This window comes from Sphingomonas silueang (genome assembly GCF_040049155.1).
Taxonomy (GTDB): Bacteria; Pseudomonadota; Alphaproteobacteria; order Sphingomonadales; family Sphingomonadaceae; genus Sphingomonas; species Sphingomonas silueang.
Map to the genome: position 1 here is coordinate 168054 of NZ_JBDZDK010000003.1, position 15669 is coordinate 183722.

13 protein-coding genes are annotated in these 15669 nt (G+C 69.2%); 5 read left to right on the forward strand and 8 right to left on the reverse strand.

Annotated elements, in window-relative coordinates; translation table 11 throughout:
- Nucleotides 1-15: 15 nt before the first annotated feature.
- The 3 genes from ABLE43_RS04530 to ABLE43_RS04540 form a co-directional block, all read right to left on the reverse strand.
- The gene (locus tag ABLE43_RS04530) at nt 16-633 is read right to left on the reverse strand and encodes a hypothetical protein (RefSeq protein WP_348977288.1); all 618 of its coding nucleotides are present in this window, start codon (nt 631-633) and stop codon (nt 16-18) included.
- Nucleotides 630-4088, reverse strand: a complete 3459-nt coding sequence (gene mfd, locus ABLE43_RS04535) for a transcription-repair coupling factor (protein WP_348977289.1) — start codon at nt 4086-4088, stop codon at nt 630-632. Before mfd ends, ABLE43_RS04530 begins: the two co-directional genes overlap by 4 nt.
- Before the next feature lie 112 nt (nt 4089-4200).
- Entirely contained in the window at nt 4201-4467 is a 267-nt protein-coding gene (locus tag ABLE43_RS04540) for an FAD assembly factor SdhE (protein ID WP_348977290.1), read from the reverse strand.
- 75 nt (nt 4468-4542) lie between these two features.
- On the opposite strand from ABLE43_RS04540, the gene recG reads away from it, so the two are divergent.
- Entirely contained in the window at nt 4543-6603 is a 2061-nt protein-coding gene (gene recG / locus ABLE43_RS04545; RefSeq protein ID WP_348977291.1) for an ATP-dependent DNA helicase RecG, read from the forward strand.
- Between the two features lie 273 nt (nt 6604-6876).
- Here recG and ABLE43_RS04550 read toward each other — a convergent pair whose 3' ends face one another.
- Nucleotides 6877-8295, reverse strand: coding sequence for a M48 family metalloprotease (locus tag ABLE43_RS04550; RefSeq protein ID WP_348977292.1), 1419 nt, complete (start codon nt 8293-8295; stop codon nt 6877-6879).
- A gap of 68 nt (nt 8296-8363) precedes the next feature.
- Nucleotides 8364-9428, reverse strand: coding sequence for a PA0069 family radical SAM protein (locus ABLE43_RS04555; RefSeq protein WP_348977293.1), 1065 nt, complete (start codon nt 9426-9428; stop codon nt 8364-8366).
- Nucleotides 9429-9510: 82 nt separating this feature from the next.
- On the opposite strand from ABLE43_RS04555, the gene ABLE43_RS04560 reads away from it, so the two are divergent.
- The 3 genes from ABLE43_RS04560 to ABLE43_RS04570 all read left to right on the forward strand — a co-directional run bounded on the left by ABLE43_RS04560 (nt 9511) and on the right by ABLE43_RS04570 (nt 10850).
- Nucleotides 9511-9936, forward strand: coding sequence for a hypothetical protein (locus ABLE43_RS04560; protein ID WP_348977294.1), 426 nt, complete (start codon nt 9511-9513; stop codon nt 9934-9936).
- A gap of 65 nt (nt 9937-10001) precedes the next feature.
- On the forward strand, nt 10002-10337 hold the full coding sequence (locus ABLE43_RS04565) for a VOC family protein (RefSeq protein ID WP_348977295.1): 336 nt from the start codon (nt 10002-10004) through the stop codon (nt 10335-10337).
- Nucleotides 10338-10376: 39 nt separating this feature from the next.
- Nucleotides 10377-10850: a YbjN domain-containing protein gene (locus ABLE43_RS04570; RefSeq protein ID WP_348977296.1), complete on the forward strand. Its 474-nt coding sequence runs from the start codon at nt 10377-10379 to the stop codon at nt 10848-10850.
- A gap of 11 nt (nt 10851-10861) precedes the next feature.
- Here ABLE43_RS04570 and moaB read toward each other — a convergent pair whose 3' ends face one another.
- From moaB to ABLE43_RS04585, 3 genes are read right to left on the reverse strand one after another with little or no spacing between them, the layout of a single operon-like run.
- Entirely contained in the window at nt 10862-11389 is a 528-nt protein-coding gene (moaB, locus tag ABLE43_RS04575; RefSeq protein WP_348977297.1) for a molybdenum cofactor biosynthesis protein B, read from the reverse strand.
- Complete coding sequence (locus tag ABLE43_RS04580) at nt 11379-13160, reverse strand: lytic transglycosylase domain-containing protein (RefSeq protein WP_348977298.1); 1782 nt, start codon at nt 13158-13160, stop codon at nt 11379-11381. The genes moaB and ABLE43_RS04580 overlap by 11 nt, the downstream gene beginning before the upstream one ends.
- Complete coding sequence (locus ABLE43_RS04585; protein WP_348977299.1) at nt 13157-13879, reverse strand: uracil-DNA glycosylase family protein; 723 nt, start codon at nt 13877-13879, stop codon at nt 13157-13159. The genes ABLE43_RS04580 and ABLE43_RS04585 overlap by 4 nt, the downstream gene beginning before the upstream one ends.
- Nucleotides 13880-14003: 124 nt before the next feature.
- Between ABLE43_RS04585 and ABLE43_RS04590 the strand changes: the two genes are divergently transcribed.
- On the forward strand, nt 14004-15665 hold the full coding sequence (locus ABLE43_RS04590; protein WP_348977300.1) for an electron transfer flavoprotein-ubiquinone oxidoreductase: 1662 nt from the start codon (nt 14004-14006) through the stop codon (nt 15663-15665).
- Nucleotides 15666-15669 lie beyond the last annotated feature (4 nt).

Genomic DNA, 15669 nt, shown 5'->3' on the forward strand with positions numbered 1-15669 from the left:
CTGCGCGGTCCGACCCTATCGGATCGGACGCTGACGTACCCAGTCCGCCCCGTTCGGCAACGCGCCCGCCGGTGCATGACGCGCGATCAGGTCGCGGATGGCGGTATCGATGACCGCCCAGTCGGCGTCGGGCAGGGTGGTGGTCCACGTCCGGCTGCCGCCGCCGCCGATCCGCTCCAGCGCGGCGGGGGTGCCGCCGCCCGCCGCCGTGTCGCCGCGCGGCAGCCGGGGGAGCACCGCGTCGATCACGCGGAAGAACGCGCTTTCCTCCTGCCGGGGGACGTTGAAGCGGTGGCGCTGCGGACGCCCGCCGTCATGCGGCGTCACGATCAGGATCGCCTTGGCCGGTGCGCCCAGCGCGTGCACCGCGATCTGGAAGGCGTAATCAGCCTGCCCGCCCTGCGGCACCGCCACGAAGCGCAGCCCGTCCTGCGGCGGCGGGGCGAGCATGTGCGCCAGCCGCGCCTCCTGCCTGGCCAGCGGATCGCGTGTCGGCGTGTCGATCGGCGTGGTGGCATAGGGGGTGGGCCTGCGCGGGTTCGCGGGCTTGGGATTGCCGATCAGGACATAGGCGGTGATCGTCGCCACGACGATCACGGCCAGCGGAACGGCGATCATGAGTATACGCTTCATCCCGCCGCCTTGGCGAGGCCCCGCGAAATCTGCAAGGCGGCGTTGAGCCGCGCCTGCGGATCGGGGAAGCTGCGGCTGACCACCAGCTTCATGTCGGGCCGCAGCTTCGCGGTGCCGTTCAGCTTGTCGACATAGGCGAGCAGCCCGTCGACGCTCGGGAACCTGTCCTCGTGGAAGCTGACGATCGCGCCCTTGGCACCGACGTCGATCTTGGCGATGCACGCCTTCTTGGCGTTCAGCTTCGCCTCGATCAGTTGCAGCAGGTTGGCGGTCGGCAGCGGCAGCTTGCCGAACCGGTCGATCAGCTCCGCCGCGAAGGTATCGATCCCCGCGCGATCCTCCACGTCGTTCAGGCGGCGGTACAGCCCCATGCGCAGGTCGAGGTCGGGGACATAGTCCTCGGGGATCAGGATCGGCGCGTCGATGGTGATCGTCGGCGAATAGTCCTTGGGCGCGTCGGCGCGCAGCCCGCCCGCCTTGGCGTCGAGGATCGCCTCCTCCAGCATCGACTGGTACAGCTCGAAGCCGACTTCCTTGATATGCCCCGACTGTTCGTCGCCCAGCATGTTGCCCGCCCCGCGAATGTCGAGGTCGTGAGAGGCAAGCTGGAACCCGGCGCCGAGTGATTCGAGGTCGGACAGGACCTTCAGCCGCTTCTCCGCCGCCTCGCTCACCAGCCGTTCGGGCGGGGTGGTCATATAGGCATAGGCGCGCGTCTTCGATCGCCCGACGCGCCCGCGCAACTGATACAGCTGGGCGAGGCCGAACTTGTCGGCGCGGTTGATGATGAGCGTGTTGGCGGACGGAATGTCCAGCCCGCTCTCGACGATGGTGGTCGACACCAGCAGGTCGTAGCGCTTGTCGTAGAAGGCCGACATGCGTTCCTCGACCTCGGTCGGGGCCATTTGCCCATGCGCCACGACATAGCGGATCTCGGGCACCTCCTGCGTCAGGAACTTCTCGATATCGGGCAGGTCGGCGATGCGCGGGGTGACGAAATAGGCCTGGCCGCCGCGATAATGTTCGCGCAGCAACGCCTCGCGCAGCACCACCGGGTCCCATGGCATGATATAGGTTCTGACGGCGAGGCGATCGACCGGCGGGGTCTGGATCACCGACAATTCGCGCAGGCCGCTCATCGCCATCTGGAGCGTGCGCGGGATCGGCGTGGCGGTGAGGGTCAGGACGTGCACGTCGGCCTTCATCGCCTTCAGCCGTTCCTTGTGGGTCACGCCGAAGCGCTGTTCCTCATCGACGATGACGAGGCCGAGGCGTTTGAAATCGACCTGTTTCGACAGCACCGCATGGGTGCCGACCACGACATCGATCGTGCCGTTGGCGAGGCCGTCGCGCACCTTCTTCGCCTCGGTCGCGGTGACGAGGCGGCTGAGGCGACCGACCTCGATCGGGAAGCCCTCGAACCGCGCCTTGAAATTGTTGTAGTGCTGCCGCGCCAGCAGTGTCGTCGGGCACACGATCGCGACCTGCATCCCCGCCATCGCCGCGACGAACGCCGCGCGCAACGCCACCTCGGTCTTGCCGAAGCCGACGTCGCCGACGACCAGCCGGTCCATCGGCCGGCCCGCACCCAGATCCTCGATCACGTCCGCGATCGCGCGTTCCTGATCCTCGGTTTCCTGATAGGGGAAGCGATCGACGAAGGCGGGATAGCCGCCGCTGTCGGGTTCGGCCACGTCGGCAGGGCGCAGCGCGCGCTTGGCGGCGGTGGCGATCAGCTCGCCCGCGATCTCGCGGATGCGCTCCTTCATCCGCGCCTTGCGCCGCTGCCACGCCTCGCCGCCGAGGCGATCGAGCGATGCGCCTTCCTCGCCCGCGCCATAGCGGCTCAGCACTTCGAGATTTTCGACCGGCACGTAGAGCTTGTCGCCGCCCGCATATTCCAGCGCGACGCAGTCGTGCGGCGCCTTGGCCACCGGTACCTGCGTCAGCCCGACATAGCGCCCGATGCCGTGATCGCTGTGCACCACGAGGTCGCCGGGCGACAGGGTGGCGAGTTCCTGCAAGAAGGCGTCGGTATTCTTGCGCCGCTTCGCCCGGCGGACGAGGCGGTCGCCCAGCATGTCCTGCTCGGTCAGCACCGCGACGCTGGCACTGGTGAAGCCATGGTCGAGCGGCAGGACGACGAAGGATACGGTGGATTTCGCGCCGCCCAGCGACTGCTGCCACGTCTCCACGGTCGACACGCCGGTCAGGTCGTGATCGGCGAGCAGGCCCATCAACCGCTCGCGCGCGCCTTCGGAATAGCTGGCGAGCACCGGCTTGCGGCCCTGCTTGCGAAGCGCGGTGATGTGATCGACCACCGCCTCGTAGATATTCGCCTGCTGCGTGCGCTCGGGGGTGAAGTCGCGGGGGCTGTCGACCTCGAAATCGACGACGGTCGCGCTTTCGGGTTCGTGGAACGACGTCACTTGATGCGCGGCGGCATCCGTCAGCCGGTTCGCCCATTCCTCGCCCGACAGGTAGAGCGCATTGGGGAGCAGCGGGCGGTAGCTGCCCGGATCGCTGGTCTGCGCGCGCACGCGGTTGGTGTGATAGTCGGCGATCGATTCGAACCGTGCCTCGGCGGCGGCGGGTACGCCCGCGTCGCGCACGATCACCGCGTCGGGTGACAGATGGTCGAAGAAGGTTTCGAGCCGTTCCTCGAAGAACGGCAGCCAATGCTCCATCCCCGACAGGCGGCGGCCGTCGCTGATCGCCTGATAGATCGGGTCGCCGGTCGCGTTCGCGCCGAACTTCTCGCGATAGCGGGTGCGGAACCGCTTGATCGATTCCTCGTCGAGCAGCGCTTCGGAGGCAGGAAGCAGGGTGAAGCCGTCGACCCGGCCCGTCGTCCGCTGGTCCTCGGGCGAAAAGGTCCGCACCGTCTCGATCTCGTCGCCGAAGAGGTCGAGCCGCAGCCCGCTCTCCGACCCCGACGGCCACAGGTCGACGAGGCCGCCGCGCACCGCGAACTCGCCCGCGTCATGGACGGTATCGACCCGGTTGTAGCCATTGGCCTGCAACAGCGCCGACAGCCGGGGCAGCGAGATACGCTCGCCCGGCGCCAGCCGCGCCACCAGTTGCCGGATGCGGAACGGGGTGAGCGTGCGCTGGGTCGCGGCATTGACCGTGGTCAGGATCAGGCGCGGGCCCTTCGGCCTGGCCTGTAGCGCGTGGAGCGCCGCCAGCCGCTCGGCCATCGAACGCAGCGTCGGGCTGGCCCGGTCATAGGGCAGGCAGTCCCATGCCGGGAATTGGACCACGCTCAGATCGGGCGCGAAGAACGGCGCGGTCGCCGCGATCGCCCGCATCGCCGCCTCGTCCGGCGCGATGTGCACCAGATCGCCCTTCGCGCCGCGCGCGAGGTCGGCGAGCAGGACGGGGAGGAAGCCCGCGGGAACGCCGGAGAGTGTCAGGCTGCGGGGGGCGGCAAGGATCTTGGAAAGGTCGGGCATCTTGTACCTTTAGCCCTCTCCCCTTCGGGGAGAGGGTTGGGAGAGGGGGAGGGCGGAACGTTGCCGGAAGCCCCCTCTCCCCGCCCCTCTCCCCGCTGGCGGGGAGAGGGAGTTATCGGCTGACCGGCACGAAATCCATCGCCCGCATCGCATGCAGCACCGGATGGTCGAACTGCACCGGTGGCGGCTGCACTCCCATCGCCCATGCCATGATGTCGACGTCCTGTTCCTCGAGAAACGTCTCGAACCAGTCCATGTCGGCGTCGCTCCACGTCGCGCTATGCTGGTCGAAATAGCCGCCGATCATCAGGTCCGCCTCGCGCGTGCCGCGGTGCCAGCTGCGGAATTTCAGGCGCTTGAGGCGGGTTTCGCGGTCCATTGCGTGTCCTTGATGCGGATATCGGGCAGCGAGGCTCGCACAGGCGACAAACTCGCGATAGGGCGTGAAATAGTCATGCGTCCCGAAGTCCTCAACCCGCTGTTCGCCGAAGTCACCTCGCTGAAAGGGGTGGGCCCCGCGCTGGCAAGGCCGCTCGAACGGCTGAAGCTGGCGCGGGTGGTCGACGTGGCGTTCCATTTGCCGAGCGGCTGGGTCGACCGGCTGAAGCGCGACGAGCTGATGGCGCAGGATGCGGGGCGGGTGATCGCGATTCCGCTGACCGCCGTCGACTATCGTGTCAGCGCCGGGCGCGGGCCGACGCGGGTGCGCGCCGAGGACGCGCACGGCAACACCGTCAGCCTCGTCTATTTCGGCGGATCGTCGGGCTGGGCGAAGAAGCTGTTCCCGCTGGGGGAGACGCGGCTGGTGTCGGGCAAGCTCGAAACCTATGGGCAGGACTTGCAGATGGTCCACCCCGATCATGTGCTGCCGATCGACGAGCCCGATGCGCTGCCCGAGCGCGAGGCGATCTATCCGCTGTCGGAGGGGCTGACCTCGCGGCGGCTGGGGCTGCTGGCGAAACAGGCGGTCGAGCGTGCGCCCGAGCTTGCCGAATGGATCGAGCCGAGCCTGCTCGCCAAACACGACTGGCCCGCATGGCGCGCGGCGCTGGCGCGCATCCACGCCGATCCCGCCGATGCGAAGGCGCGCGAGCGGCTGGCCTATGACGAGGTGTTCGCCAACCAGCTGGCGCTGCTGCTGGTGCGCGGCGAGGCGCGGGCGCGGCGGGGGCGTCCGCTGACCGGCGACGGGCGGCTGCGGAGCAAACTGGACCTGCCGTACCGGCCGACCGGTGCCCAGTCGCGCACCATCGCCGAGATCGAGGGCGACATGGCGCAGGCCCAGCCGATGCTCCGCCTGCTGCAGGGCGATGTCGGGTCGGGCAAGACGCTGGTCGCATTGATGGCGCTGCTGATCGCGGTGGAGGGCGGGGCGCAGGGGGCGCTGCTGGCCCCCACGGAAATCCTCGCGCGACAGCATTATGCGACGCTGCAACGCCAGCTGGCCGGGACCGGCGTGACCGTCGCGGCACTGACGGGGCGCGACAAGGGGCGGGCGCGCGAGGGCGTGCTGATGGGGCTGGCGTCGGGCGAGATCGACATCCTCGTCGGCACCCATGCGATCTTTCAGGAAACGGTCGGCTACCGCGACCTGGGACTCGTGGTGGTGGACGAACAGCATCGCTTCGGCGTGGCGCAGCGGATGATGTTGCAGGCCAAGGCGCAGACCCCGCCGCATCTCCTCGTGATGACCGCCACCCCCATCCCGCGCACGCTGACGCTGGCGCAGTACGGTGAGATGGACGTCAGCCGGCTGGACGAGATGCCGCCGGGGCGTGAGCCGATCGAAACGGTGGTGTTGTCCGAAGACCGGCTGGACGAAGTGGTCGACGGCCTCGCCCGGCATCTGTCGGCGGGGAAACAGGCCTATTGGGTCTGCCCGCTGGTCGAGGAGAGCGAGAAGTCCGACCTCGCCGCCGCCGAGGCGCGGGCCGAGGCGCTGCGCGCGCGCTTCGGCGAGAAGGTCGCGCTGGTCCATGGCCGGATGAAGCCGTTGGAGAAGGACGCGGTGATGGCCGAGTTCTCCTCGGGCCGCGCGGGCGTGCTGGTCGCGACGACGGTGATCGAGGTGGGCGTCGACGTGCCCAACGCCACGCTGATCGTGATCGAGGCGGCGGACCGCTTCGGCCTTGCCCAGCTCCACCAGCTGCGCGGTCGGGTAGGGCGCGGCGGCGGCAGGTCGGTGTGCCTGCTCCTGCGCGGCAACGCGCTGTCGGAAACCTCGCGCGCGCGCCTCGCGCTGATGCGCGAGAGCAACGACGGCTTCCGCATCGCCGAGGAGGATCTGCGCCTGCGCGGCGGCGGCGAACTGCTCGGCACCCGTCAGTCGGGGGAGGCGGGCTTTCGTATCGCGACGCCGGAGATGCTGGGCGAACTGCTGCCCAGCGCCAACGCCGACGCGCGGCTGCTGGTCGATCGCGACGGCGGCCTGACCGGACCGAGAGGGCAGGCGGCGCGGGTGGCGCTGTACCTCTTCGAGCGCGACGCCGGGGTCGGGCGGCTGCGATCGGGTTGATTACCGCGCCTCCGTGGCAGGGAGGGACCGGCGGTGGGTCGGCCCGCGAGGGAGCGTCGCGCGCGTCGCATGCCAATCCGCCCCCAACCCTTTCCGTCGAGGCTTCCTCTACGAAAGTCCAAGGTTAACCCCTGGTCCTGCCGTACCCCCGCATAGGCGGGGGTCCAAAGCCAAGCACAACAACGGCTTGCGTCCGTGGCTCCTGGACCCCCGCCTGCGCGGGGGTACGGGAAAGGACCGTCGCGGACGAATCCTTCCCGGCGGGGGAATATGTCACCCCCGCACCACCAGCTTTACCAGCTGCCCCGGCACCAGCCGCGCGTCGTCGCCGAGTCCGTTCAGTGTCAGGAACCGCTCGCGCTGGAAATCCGGATAGGCCATCTGGCGCGACAGGCTGTCGATCGTGTCGCTGGCGCGCACGGTGGCGATGCGGATGCGCTTGCCGGTGATCGCCTGCGCCTCCGCCTGGCTGAGCGGGGCCAAGCTGTTCAGCAGCGGCTCGAACGGTCCGATGCCCTGGCCCGCGGGCGTGACGATCTGGAAATAATAGGTCGCGGAGGGATAGCGATAGGCGGCGATCGTCACGTCCACCGCGCGATTGTTGGCGGTGGCGCGGGTGGTCGCGATCGCGACTTCGGTGCCGTTGATCCGCGTCCGCTGCGGCTCGCCGACGGCGGTCGCGCCCAGCGCGGTCAGCCGCTGCTGCGCGACGTTGGCCGGATCGCCTGCCGCGGCCATGCGGAACTCCGCCTGCCCGCCCTGGCCGCTGATCGATACCGCATCAGTGCCGTTGGCCATCGCATAGCCGGTCGGCGCGGTGAAGCGGATGCGCAAGCCCGGATGGCGGAAGGTGCTGCCCTCGATCACCCCCTGTGCAGGATCGTCGTCATAGCGCAGCCCGTCGAGCATCCGCAGATAGGTCACGTCCTGCGCCGGGGCGGCGGCACCGCCCGCCTGCCGCGCCAGTCCCTCGGCGCGGCGGACCCGTTCCGCGCCGTTGGGATGGGTGCTCATCCATGTCGGCGTGGCATTGCCGCCGCGGCCCGAGGTCTGCGCCGCCAGCCCCTGCGCCTCGTTCAGCTGCGCCAGCGCCTCGGCCATGCCGATCGGGGCATAGCCCGCGGCGGTCGCGTAGCGCACGCCGAACTGGTCGGCCTGATATTCCTGGCTGCGGCTGTAGGACAGGGTGTAGAGCTGCGACCCGATCCCGGCCACCCGGCCGAGGATGTCGCTGCCGGTCAGCGCGCCGAGGCCCGCCGCGAACAGGCTGCCGATCGTGGATCGCGTGCTGCGTGAATTGCTGTGCCGCGCGGCGACATGGCCGACCTCATGCCCCAGCACCGCCGCCAGCTCCGCCTCGCTGTTCATCAGCGCCAGCAGCTGGCGCGTCACATAGACATAGCCGCCGGGGATGGCGAAGGCGTTCTCGACCGGCGAATTGAGCAGCGTGACGGTGAAGTCGCCGCTGGCGTTCGACAAGCCGGACTGCACCGCGACGCGCTTGCCGACGCGCTCGACATAGGCCGCCTGCGGGCCACTGTACTTGCCGCCATATTGCGCGACGAGCTGCGGATTGGCCTGCGCGCCCTGTGCCCGGTCGCTCTGCGAGATCGATCGCGTCTGCTGTGCCGCCGCCGGGGCCGCCACGCTTGCCGCGACCAGCATCGCCGCCGTCCATTTCCCTGCCGTCATCCGTCCTGTCCCTGTCGCTTCCTCCCGGCGAATACGTTGCGATAGGGCAACGGTTCCGTGGATGCCGCTCAGAACAATTCGCCCTGCGCGCCCGCAGGCGGGCGGAACAGGTCGCAGCGCAGCGGCGTGCCCCGCCGGGTCAGCCCGTGGCGGCGACAGGCGATGGCGAAGCGCGTGGCGAGCAGCTCTGCCCATGGACCTTGCCCCCGCATCCGCGAATGGAAACCGGGGTCGTTGTCGCGCCCGCCGCGCAAGTCCCGGATCGTCGCCATCACCTTGCCCGCGCGATCGGGGAAATGTGCGTCCAGCCACGCGCGGAACAGCGGCGCCACCTCATGCGGCAGCCGCACCGGCAGGAAATAGGCGGCGCGCGCCCCGGCCCGCGCGGCACGCTCGATCAGATGCTCGACCTCATGATCGGTGATCGCGGGAATGACCGGCGAGATCGACACATAGGTCGGCACGCCCGCCGCCGACAGCGCCGCCACCGCCGCCAGCCGCTTTTCGGGATGCGGCGCGCGCGGTTCGAGCGTCCGGGCGATCGCCGGGTCGAGCGACGTGACCGAGAGCGTCACCGACACCAGCCCCTGCGCCGCCATCCCGCCCAGCAGGTCGAGGTCGCGGACCACCCGGTCGGACTTGGTGGTGATGGTCAGCGGATGGCGCGTCTCGGCCAGCACCGCGATGCAATCGCGCGTGATCCGCCATTCGCGCTCGATCGGCTGATAGGGATCGGTGTTGGTGCCCATCGCGATCGGGCGGACGCTGTAGCCCGGCTTGCCCAGTTCGGCGCGGAGCAGCGCGGCGGCATCGGGCTTGGCGAACAGCCGCGTCTCGAAATCGAGGCCGGGGGAGAGGTCGTGATAGGCATGCGTGGGTCGTGCGAAGCAATAGATGCAGCCATGCTCGCAGCCGCGATAGGGGTTGATCGAACGGTCGAAGGGAATGTCGGGCGAGGCGTTGCGGGCAAGGATCGTGCGCGGTCGCTCGACCGTCACACTGGTCCGCGGCACCGGCAGTGCGCCGTCCACCGTCTCGCGCCAGTCGAGCCAGTCGCCGTCGGCCTCACGCTCGGGCAGGGCGAAGCGGCTGCTTGCTGCATTGACGGTAGCACCTCGTCCCGCGATCTTCATGGAGAGTGAGAGAACATATATCGAACAAAACGGCAAGCGCCGGTTCCGCTTGCGCCGCGTGGGCGGTGCGGTAGGTTCGGCTGTGCCGAGCCGATATCAACTGTTGCGCGAAGCGGTGCGGCAACTGGCCGCGCCTGCGCCAGAGCAGGTCGCCTGTCTCGACGCGATGTTCGTCCGTCTGACCGGGGGCGGGTCGGCGGCGGCCTATGGCAACGACGAACTCGCCATCGGGCTCGACGACATCTTCATGGCTGCGAACGACATGATCGCGCATGACGAACTGAGCGAGGCGGAGGCGGCTGCGATCCGTCCGCTCGATGCGTCGCTGGTGCGGTGGAGCGGGGAGGCGAACGCGGCATTCTGGCGGCGGGAAGCGTTGTTCCACGATCCGCGCTGGGACGAGGTCAGGTCGCTCGCCCGCCACGCGCTTGCCATCCTGCCCGATGAACCCCGGAATTGGGGGCGATTCGCCGGAGGAAGTGACGGCGGGCTGTCCGGAGGGCGCTGATGGACGCGCTTGCATCGGCTGCCACGCCTGCGGTAGCATGAACGAATCAAGAACAGGGGGGCGATATGGCACGGCTCAACTATCTGGAACTGCCGGTCGGTTCGACCGGCGCGGCAAAGGCGTTCTACACGGCGGCGCTCGGCTGGACGTTTACCGACTTCGGGCCGGATTATGCCGCGACGACGACCGGCGATACCGACGTCGGGCTGGATGCCGATACCACGCTCACCACGCTGCTGCCGGTGATCGAGGTCGCGGACCTGGAGGCGACGCTGGCGGCGGTCGAGGCGGCGGGCGGCACGGTGGTGCAGCCGGTCTTCGCCTTTCCCGGCGGGCGGCGGTTCCATTTCCGTGATCCCGACGGCCATGTGCTGGCGGCGATGGTGGCGGACGCCGGATGATGCGATAGGACGGGGCGGGGCTGAAACGGGGGAATCGGGATGATCGTTACGGTGATGGGTGTGCTGGCGATGCTGGGTGCGCAGGCGGCGGAGCCTGCCGACCTGCGCCAGCCGGGCAATGTCGCGGCGGCGCTCAGGACGGCGGGGTACAAGGCCGAGGTCAAGGTCAACAAATCGGGCGAGCCCTATGTCCAGAGCGCGACCAACGGCGCGAACTTCACGATCGACTTCTTCGAGTGCGACGGGCTGAAGGACTGCAAGTCGTTCCAGATCTGGTCGTGGTACAAGAAGGACCCGCTGCTCACCCCCGCGCTCGCCAACGAATGGAACAACCGCTACCGGTTCCTGAAGGTCTGGATCGACAGCGACGGCGACATGCGCGAGGCGATCGACGCGACCGTGGTCGGCGGCATGAGCCAGGCGCAGTTCGCCGAACTGGTCGACTGGTACACCCAGCTCGACGGTCAGCTCGCGAAGTTCATCGAGGAGAAGCGCGCCGCGGCGAAGAAGTAGCGCGCGTCCGGTTACCGCTCCAGCAGGCGCGGCATCAGCTCGACGAAGTTGCAGGGGCGGTGGCGGATGTCGAGCTGTTCGGCGAGGATGCCGTCCCACCCGTCCTTCACCGCGCCCGTGGAGCCGGGCAGCGCGAAGACATAGGTGCCGCGCGCGACACAGGCGGTGGCGCGCGACTGGATGGTCGAGGTGCCGATCTTGGCGTAACTCTGCCAGCGGAACAGCTCGCCGAAACCGGGGATCAGCTTGGTCGCGACCGCCTCGACCGCCTCGGGCGTCACGTCGCGACCGGTCACGCCGGTGCCGCCGGTGGTGACGATGCAATCGACCTGCGGATCGTCGATCCACGCATGCAGTCGCGCGACGATCGTCTCCACATCGTCGCGCACGATCGCGCGATCGGCGAGGATATGCCCCGCACCGGTGATCCGCGCGACCAGCGTATCGCCGGAGCGATCCTCCGCCAGTCCGCGCGTGTCGGACACCGTCAGCACCGCGATCCGCACCGGAACGAACGCACGGGCTTCGTCAATTGGCATCGGCGACCCGCTTCGCGACGCCCGCGACCACCCGCACCGCGGCGGCACCGGGCAGGCCGGGGAACTTCGGCCACATCCCCTGCGCCAGCGCGGCGCGGCTGGCAGAGGCCTTGCCCGCCTGCTTCTCGTACATCCAGTAGTTGCGCAGCACCGTCATCACATAGCCGCGCGTCTCCCAGAACGGGATCGATTCGATGTAGAGCAGCGGATCGCCGCCGTCGCGCGATTGCAGGTTCCATGCCTCCACCGGGGTCGGCCCCGCATTATACGCGGCGATGACCTTGGGCAGCAGCCCGCCGGTAAACGGGCGGTCGCGCAGCTGTTCGAGATAGCCCTGACCCACCGCCATGTTGATCTGCGGCTTGGCAAGCGACGCCTTGTCCAGCGTCAGGCCATGGGCGCGGGCATAGTCGGCCAGTGCGCCGGGGCGGACCTGCATCAGCCCCTTGGCCCCCGCCGGGCTGACCACATCGGCATTGAAGCGCGATTCCTGAAGCGTGTGGGCGAACACCAGCGCCTTGTCGACGCGCCAGCCGCCCTCGGGCGTCCAGTCGGGCGCGGGATAGCGCGCCTCGGTCAGCGGGCGCGCGCCCTGCGGGCCGTTGTGCGACAGCCACAGCTGCGTCGCGGGCAGGTTGAGATTGCCCGACAGGCGGGTCAGCGCGGCATAATCCTCCGCGCCGCCGATCCGCGCCTGATGCCGCAGCACCTTGTCGGCCAGAGCGTCCTCGCCCACCTCGACCAGCGCGGCGGCGACCTTCACATTGGGGCGGCGTTCCAGCGTGCGCCAGTCGGCGGTGACGGGCGCGGTCGTCCCGCCCTTCGGCTCGACCAGTCCCAGCGCCTGCCGCGCGAGCAGTCCGTAATAGGTCTCGCCATATTGCGCGGCGGTCTGGAGCCGGGCCTGTACCAGATCGGGGCGGGCGCAGGCGATGTCGGCGCGCGTCGCCCAGTACAGCCCGGCGGAGCGCAGTTCGGTGTCGGTCGCGCGCTGTGCCACGCTGGCGAAGGCGGTCTGCGCGGCGGCGCAATCCTGCTGCCGCCATGCCGCCAGCCCCTGAGTCCAGTCGGCCTGCGCCGCCCAGTCGCCGCTGCCGCGCTGCGCCACCGCCGCCAGCCGCCGGGCATTGGCATCGTCGCCCGCGACGAAATAGATCCACGCGACCCGGCCCTGCATCTCGGTCAGCGCCTCGGCCGTCAGGTCGGCGGCGCGGGTCGCGATCAGCGCCTCGGCGGCGGCACCGTCGTCGGCCTTCACATAGGGCTTCATCGCCTCCAGCAGCTGCGCGGCGGCGGCGTCGCTGCGCACCGCCCTGGCGCGGACGCGGACGGGTGCGGCGTCGAACCACACCAGCCGCTGTTGTGCTGGCAGTTCGGGCAGGACGTCGGCCCCGCGCAGCTTCGCCAGCCGGGCGAGATCGGGCGCATGCGGCAGGTCGGGCGCCTCGGCCAGCAGCGCGGCAAGTTGCGGCAGCTCGACCCTGGGCGAACCCTTGGCGGTATAGAGTTCGGCGCGCGCGATGGCGTGGAGCGGGCCGGGCTTCATCGCGTCCAGCCGGAGCCGGGCATCGGCCCATGCGCCCGCACGGATCGCGGCGAACACCGCGCGATATGCCTCGCGCTCGTCATCGGCCAGCTGGGCCGGGATGCGCGGTTCCGGCGCAAGGGCGACGCTTGCGCCCGACCGGCGGGGAATATCGTCCCCGGCCAGCGCGGGGGTGGACAGGGCGGGCAACATCAGCGCCGCGAACACGAGTGGGGCAAGTCTCATGCGTCGGTTTCCCTGAAAAGCAACTGCAGGTCCCGCCACGCCTCGCCCTTGTATTGCGGTCGCTCCAGCAGGAATCGCGGGTGCAGGGTGGCGATGGTCGGGCAGGATAGCCCGCCGTGGTTAAGCGCGCGTAAACCGCCGCGCCGCCCGTCGGCCCCCAGGATCGCCTGGCACGCCTCCGGCCCGAACAGCAGCACGCGGCGCGGTTCGGCAAGGGTGACGAGGCGGCGGGCGAGATCGGCCAGCGTATCGGTCGCGCCCATCGGGATGCGCCCCGACAGCGGCCTCGCCCAGGCGACTCCGGCGATCGCCACGTCCGCGCGCGCAAGGCCGCACGCGGCGAGCATCCGGTCGAGCAGCATGCCGACCGGTCCGGTCATCCATGCCCCCGCCTCCGAATCGCTTTCCTCTGGCAGGTCGGTGACGATCATCAGCGGTGCGCCCGCCCGGATCGCCACGGGCAGGCGATAAGCGTTCCAGCGTTCCTCGGGCGCATGCTCGCCCATCCGCCATGCGAGAAAGGCGTCGAGCGTGTCGGGCACTACCGCTGCGGGAGGAGGAGCGGGGGCGGCTGCGGCCGGCGCGGCGGCCGGGGATGCGGGGGCGGCGAACCAGTCGCGCAGATCGTCCTCGACCAGCACATCGACCCCGGCGTCGCGCCACCATTCCAGCACGCTCGCCGCCTGTCCGTGCCAATCGATATGCTGGTCCGCCCCCATGCCGCCGTTAAGGCTGTCCTTGACCTCCCCGTCAATCTGTCCAAATCGGGGAGAAGGACAAGTCGTTGCCTGCACGCGACGACAGGGGCGGCAGGTGCGCCGCCGCCAGAGACGGGGGTGTGAGATGAGCGAACGGGAATCGATGCCCTATGACGTCGTGATCGTCGGCGCGGGGCCGGCCGGTCTGTCGGCGGCGATCCGGCTGAAGCAGATGGCGGCGGAAACCGGCGACGAGATCGCGGTCTGCGTGCTGGAAAAGGGGTCGGAAGTCGGCGCGCACATCCTGTCGGGCGCGGTGTTCGATCCGCGCGCGATCGACGAACTGCTGCCCGAATGGCGGACCATGAGCTGCCCGATGGCCGAGGTGCCCGTTACCGAGAACCACCACTGGCTGCTGAGCGAAACCGGCAGCAGCGAGGTGTCGCACCGCATCCTGCCGCCGTTCATGCAGAACAGGGGCACCTACACCGGATCGCTCGGCAATCTGACCCGCTGGCTGGCGGAACAGGCGGAGGGGCTGGGCGTCGAGATCTTCCCCGGCTTCGCGGCGGCGGAGATCCTCTATCACGACGACGGATCGGTAAAGGGCGTCGCGACCGGCGACATGGGCGTGGCGCGCGACGGCACGCGCAAGCCCGACTGGCAGCCCGGCCTCGAGCTGCACGCCAAGTACCTGTTCCTCGCCGAAGGGGTGCGCGGGCACCTGTCGAAGCAGATCATCCGCACCTTCGATCTGGCGAAGGACAGCCAGCCGCAGGTCTATGGCCTCGGCATCAAGGAATTGTGGGACATTCCGGCGGAAAACCACGTACCGGGCCGGGTGATCCATACCCAGGGCTGGCCGCTGAGCGAAACGCGCGGGTCGAACGGCGGCGGGTTCCTGTATCACCAGGCCAACGGGCAGGTGGCACTGGGCTTCGTGACGTGGCTGAACTACGCCAACCCCTATCTCTCGCCGTTCCAAGAGATGCAGCGGTGGAAGACCCATCCGGCGATCGCGGCGATCCTGAAGGGCGGCAAGCGCGTGTCCTATGGCGCGCGCGCGATCAACGACGGCGGGTGGCAGTCGGTGCCCAGGCTCACCTATCCGGGCGGCGTGCTGATCGGCTGTTCGGCGGGGTTCCTGAACGTGCCGCGGATCAAGGGCATCCATACCGCGATGAAATCGGGCATGATGGCCGCCGAGGCCGCCTTCGCCGCGATCCGCGACGGGCGGCAGGGCGACGAACTGACCGCATACCCCGCCGCCTATGAAGCGAGCTGGGTGTATGAGGAGCTGCGCAAGGTCCGCAACGTGGTGCCGCTGGTCAAGAAGTTCGGCGATTTCGTCGGCTCCGGCCTCGCCAATGCGACGATGTGGGCGGAGCATCTGGGCCTGCGCATGCCCTTCACCATGGATCACCACCCCGATCACGAAAGCCTGTGGCGCAAGGATCAGGTGCAGCCGATCGCCTATCCGAAGCCCGACGGGGTGCTCAGCTTCGACCGGCTGTCGTCGGTGTTCCTGTCGAACACCAACCATGAGGAGGATCAGCCGGTCCACCTGACGCTGAAGGACCCGGACGTCCCGGTCGCCTACGACCTGCCGCTCTATGACGAACCGGCGCAACGTTATTGCCCGGCGGGGGTTTACGAGATCGTGGGGGCGGATACCGATCAACCGAAATTCGTCATCAACGCGCAGAATTGCGTGCACTGCAAGACGTGCGACATCAAGGACCCGACGCAGAACATCAACTGGGTCGTGCCGGAAGGCGGCGGAGGACCGAATTATCCGAACATGTAGTCTG

Bases quoted from the DNA above. Each gene is read 5' to 3' on its own strand.
- ABLE43_RS04540 (WP_348977290.1), bottom strand. From the start codon at position 4,467: ATGGACCGCGAAACCCGCCTCAAGCGCCTGAAATTCCGCAGCTGGCAC.
- ABLE43_RS04590 (WP_348977300.1), top strand. From the start codon at position 14,004: ATGAGCGAACGGGAATCGATGCCCTATGACGTCGTGATCGTCGGCGCG.
- mfd (WP_348977289.1), bottom strand. From the start codon at position 4,088: ATGCCCGACCTTTCCAAGATCCTTGCCGCCCCCCGCAGCCTGACACTC.
- ABLE43_RS04570 (WP_348977296.1), top strand. From the start codon at position 10,377: ATGATCGTTACGGTGATGGGTGTGCTGGCGATGCTGGGTGCGCAGGCG.
- ABLE43_RS04555 (WP_348977293.1), bottom strand. From the start codon at position 9,428: ATGAAGATCGCGGGACGAGGTGCTACCGTCAATGCAGCAAGCAGCCGC.
- recG (WP_348977291.1), top strand. From the start codon at position 4,543: ATGCGTCCCGAAGTCCTCAACCCGCTGTTCGCCGAAGTCACCTCGCTG.
- ABLE43_RS04585 (WP_348977299.1), bottom strand. From the start codon at position 13,879: ATGGGGGCGGACCAGCATATCGATTGGCACGGACAGGCGGCGAGCGTG.
- ABLE43_RS04580 (WP_348977298.1), bottom strand. From the start codon at position 13,160: ATGAGACTTGCCCCACTCGTGTTCGCGGCGCTGATGTTGCCCGCCCTG.
- moaB (WP_348977297.1), bottom strand. From the start codon at position 11,389: ATGCCAATTGACGAAGCCCGTGCGTTCGTTCCGGTGCGGATCGCGGTG.
- ABLE43_RS04565 (WP_348977295.1), top strand. From the start codon at position 10,002: ATGGCACGGCTCAACTATCTGGAACTGCCGGTCGGTTCGACCGGCGCG.
- ABLE43_RS04550 (WP_348977292.1), bottom strand. From the start codon at position 8,295: ATGACGGCAGGGAAATGGACGGCGGCGATGCTGGTCGCGGCAAGCGTG.
- ABLE43_RS04530 (WP_348977288.1), bottom strand. From the start codon at position 633: ATGAAGCGTATACTCATGATCGCCGTTCCGCTGGCCGTGATCGTCGTG.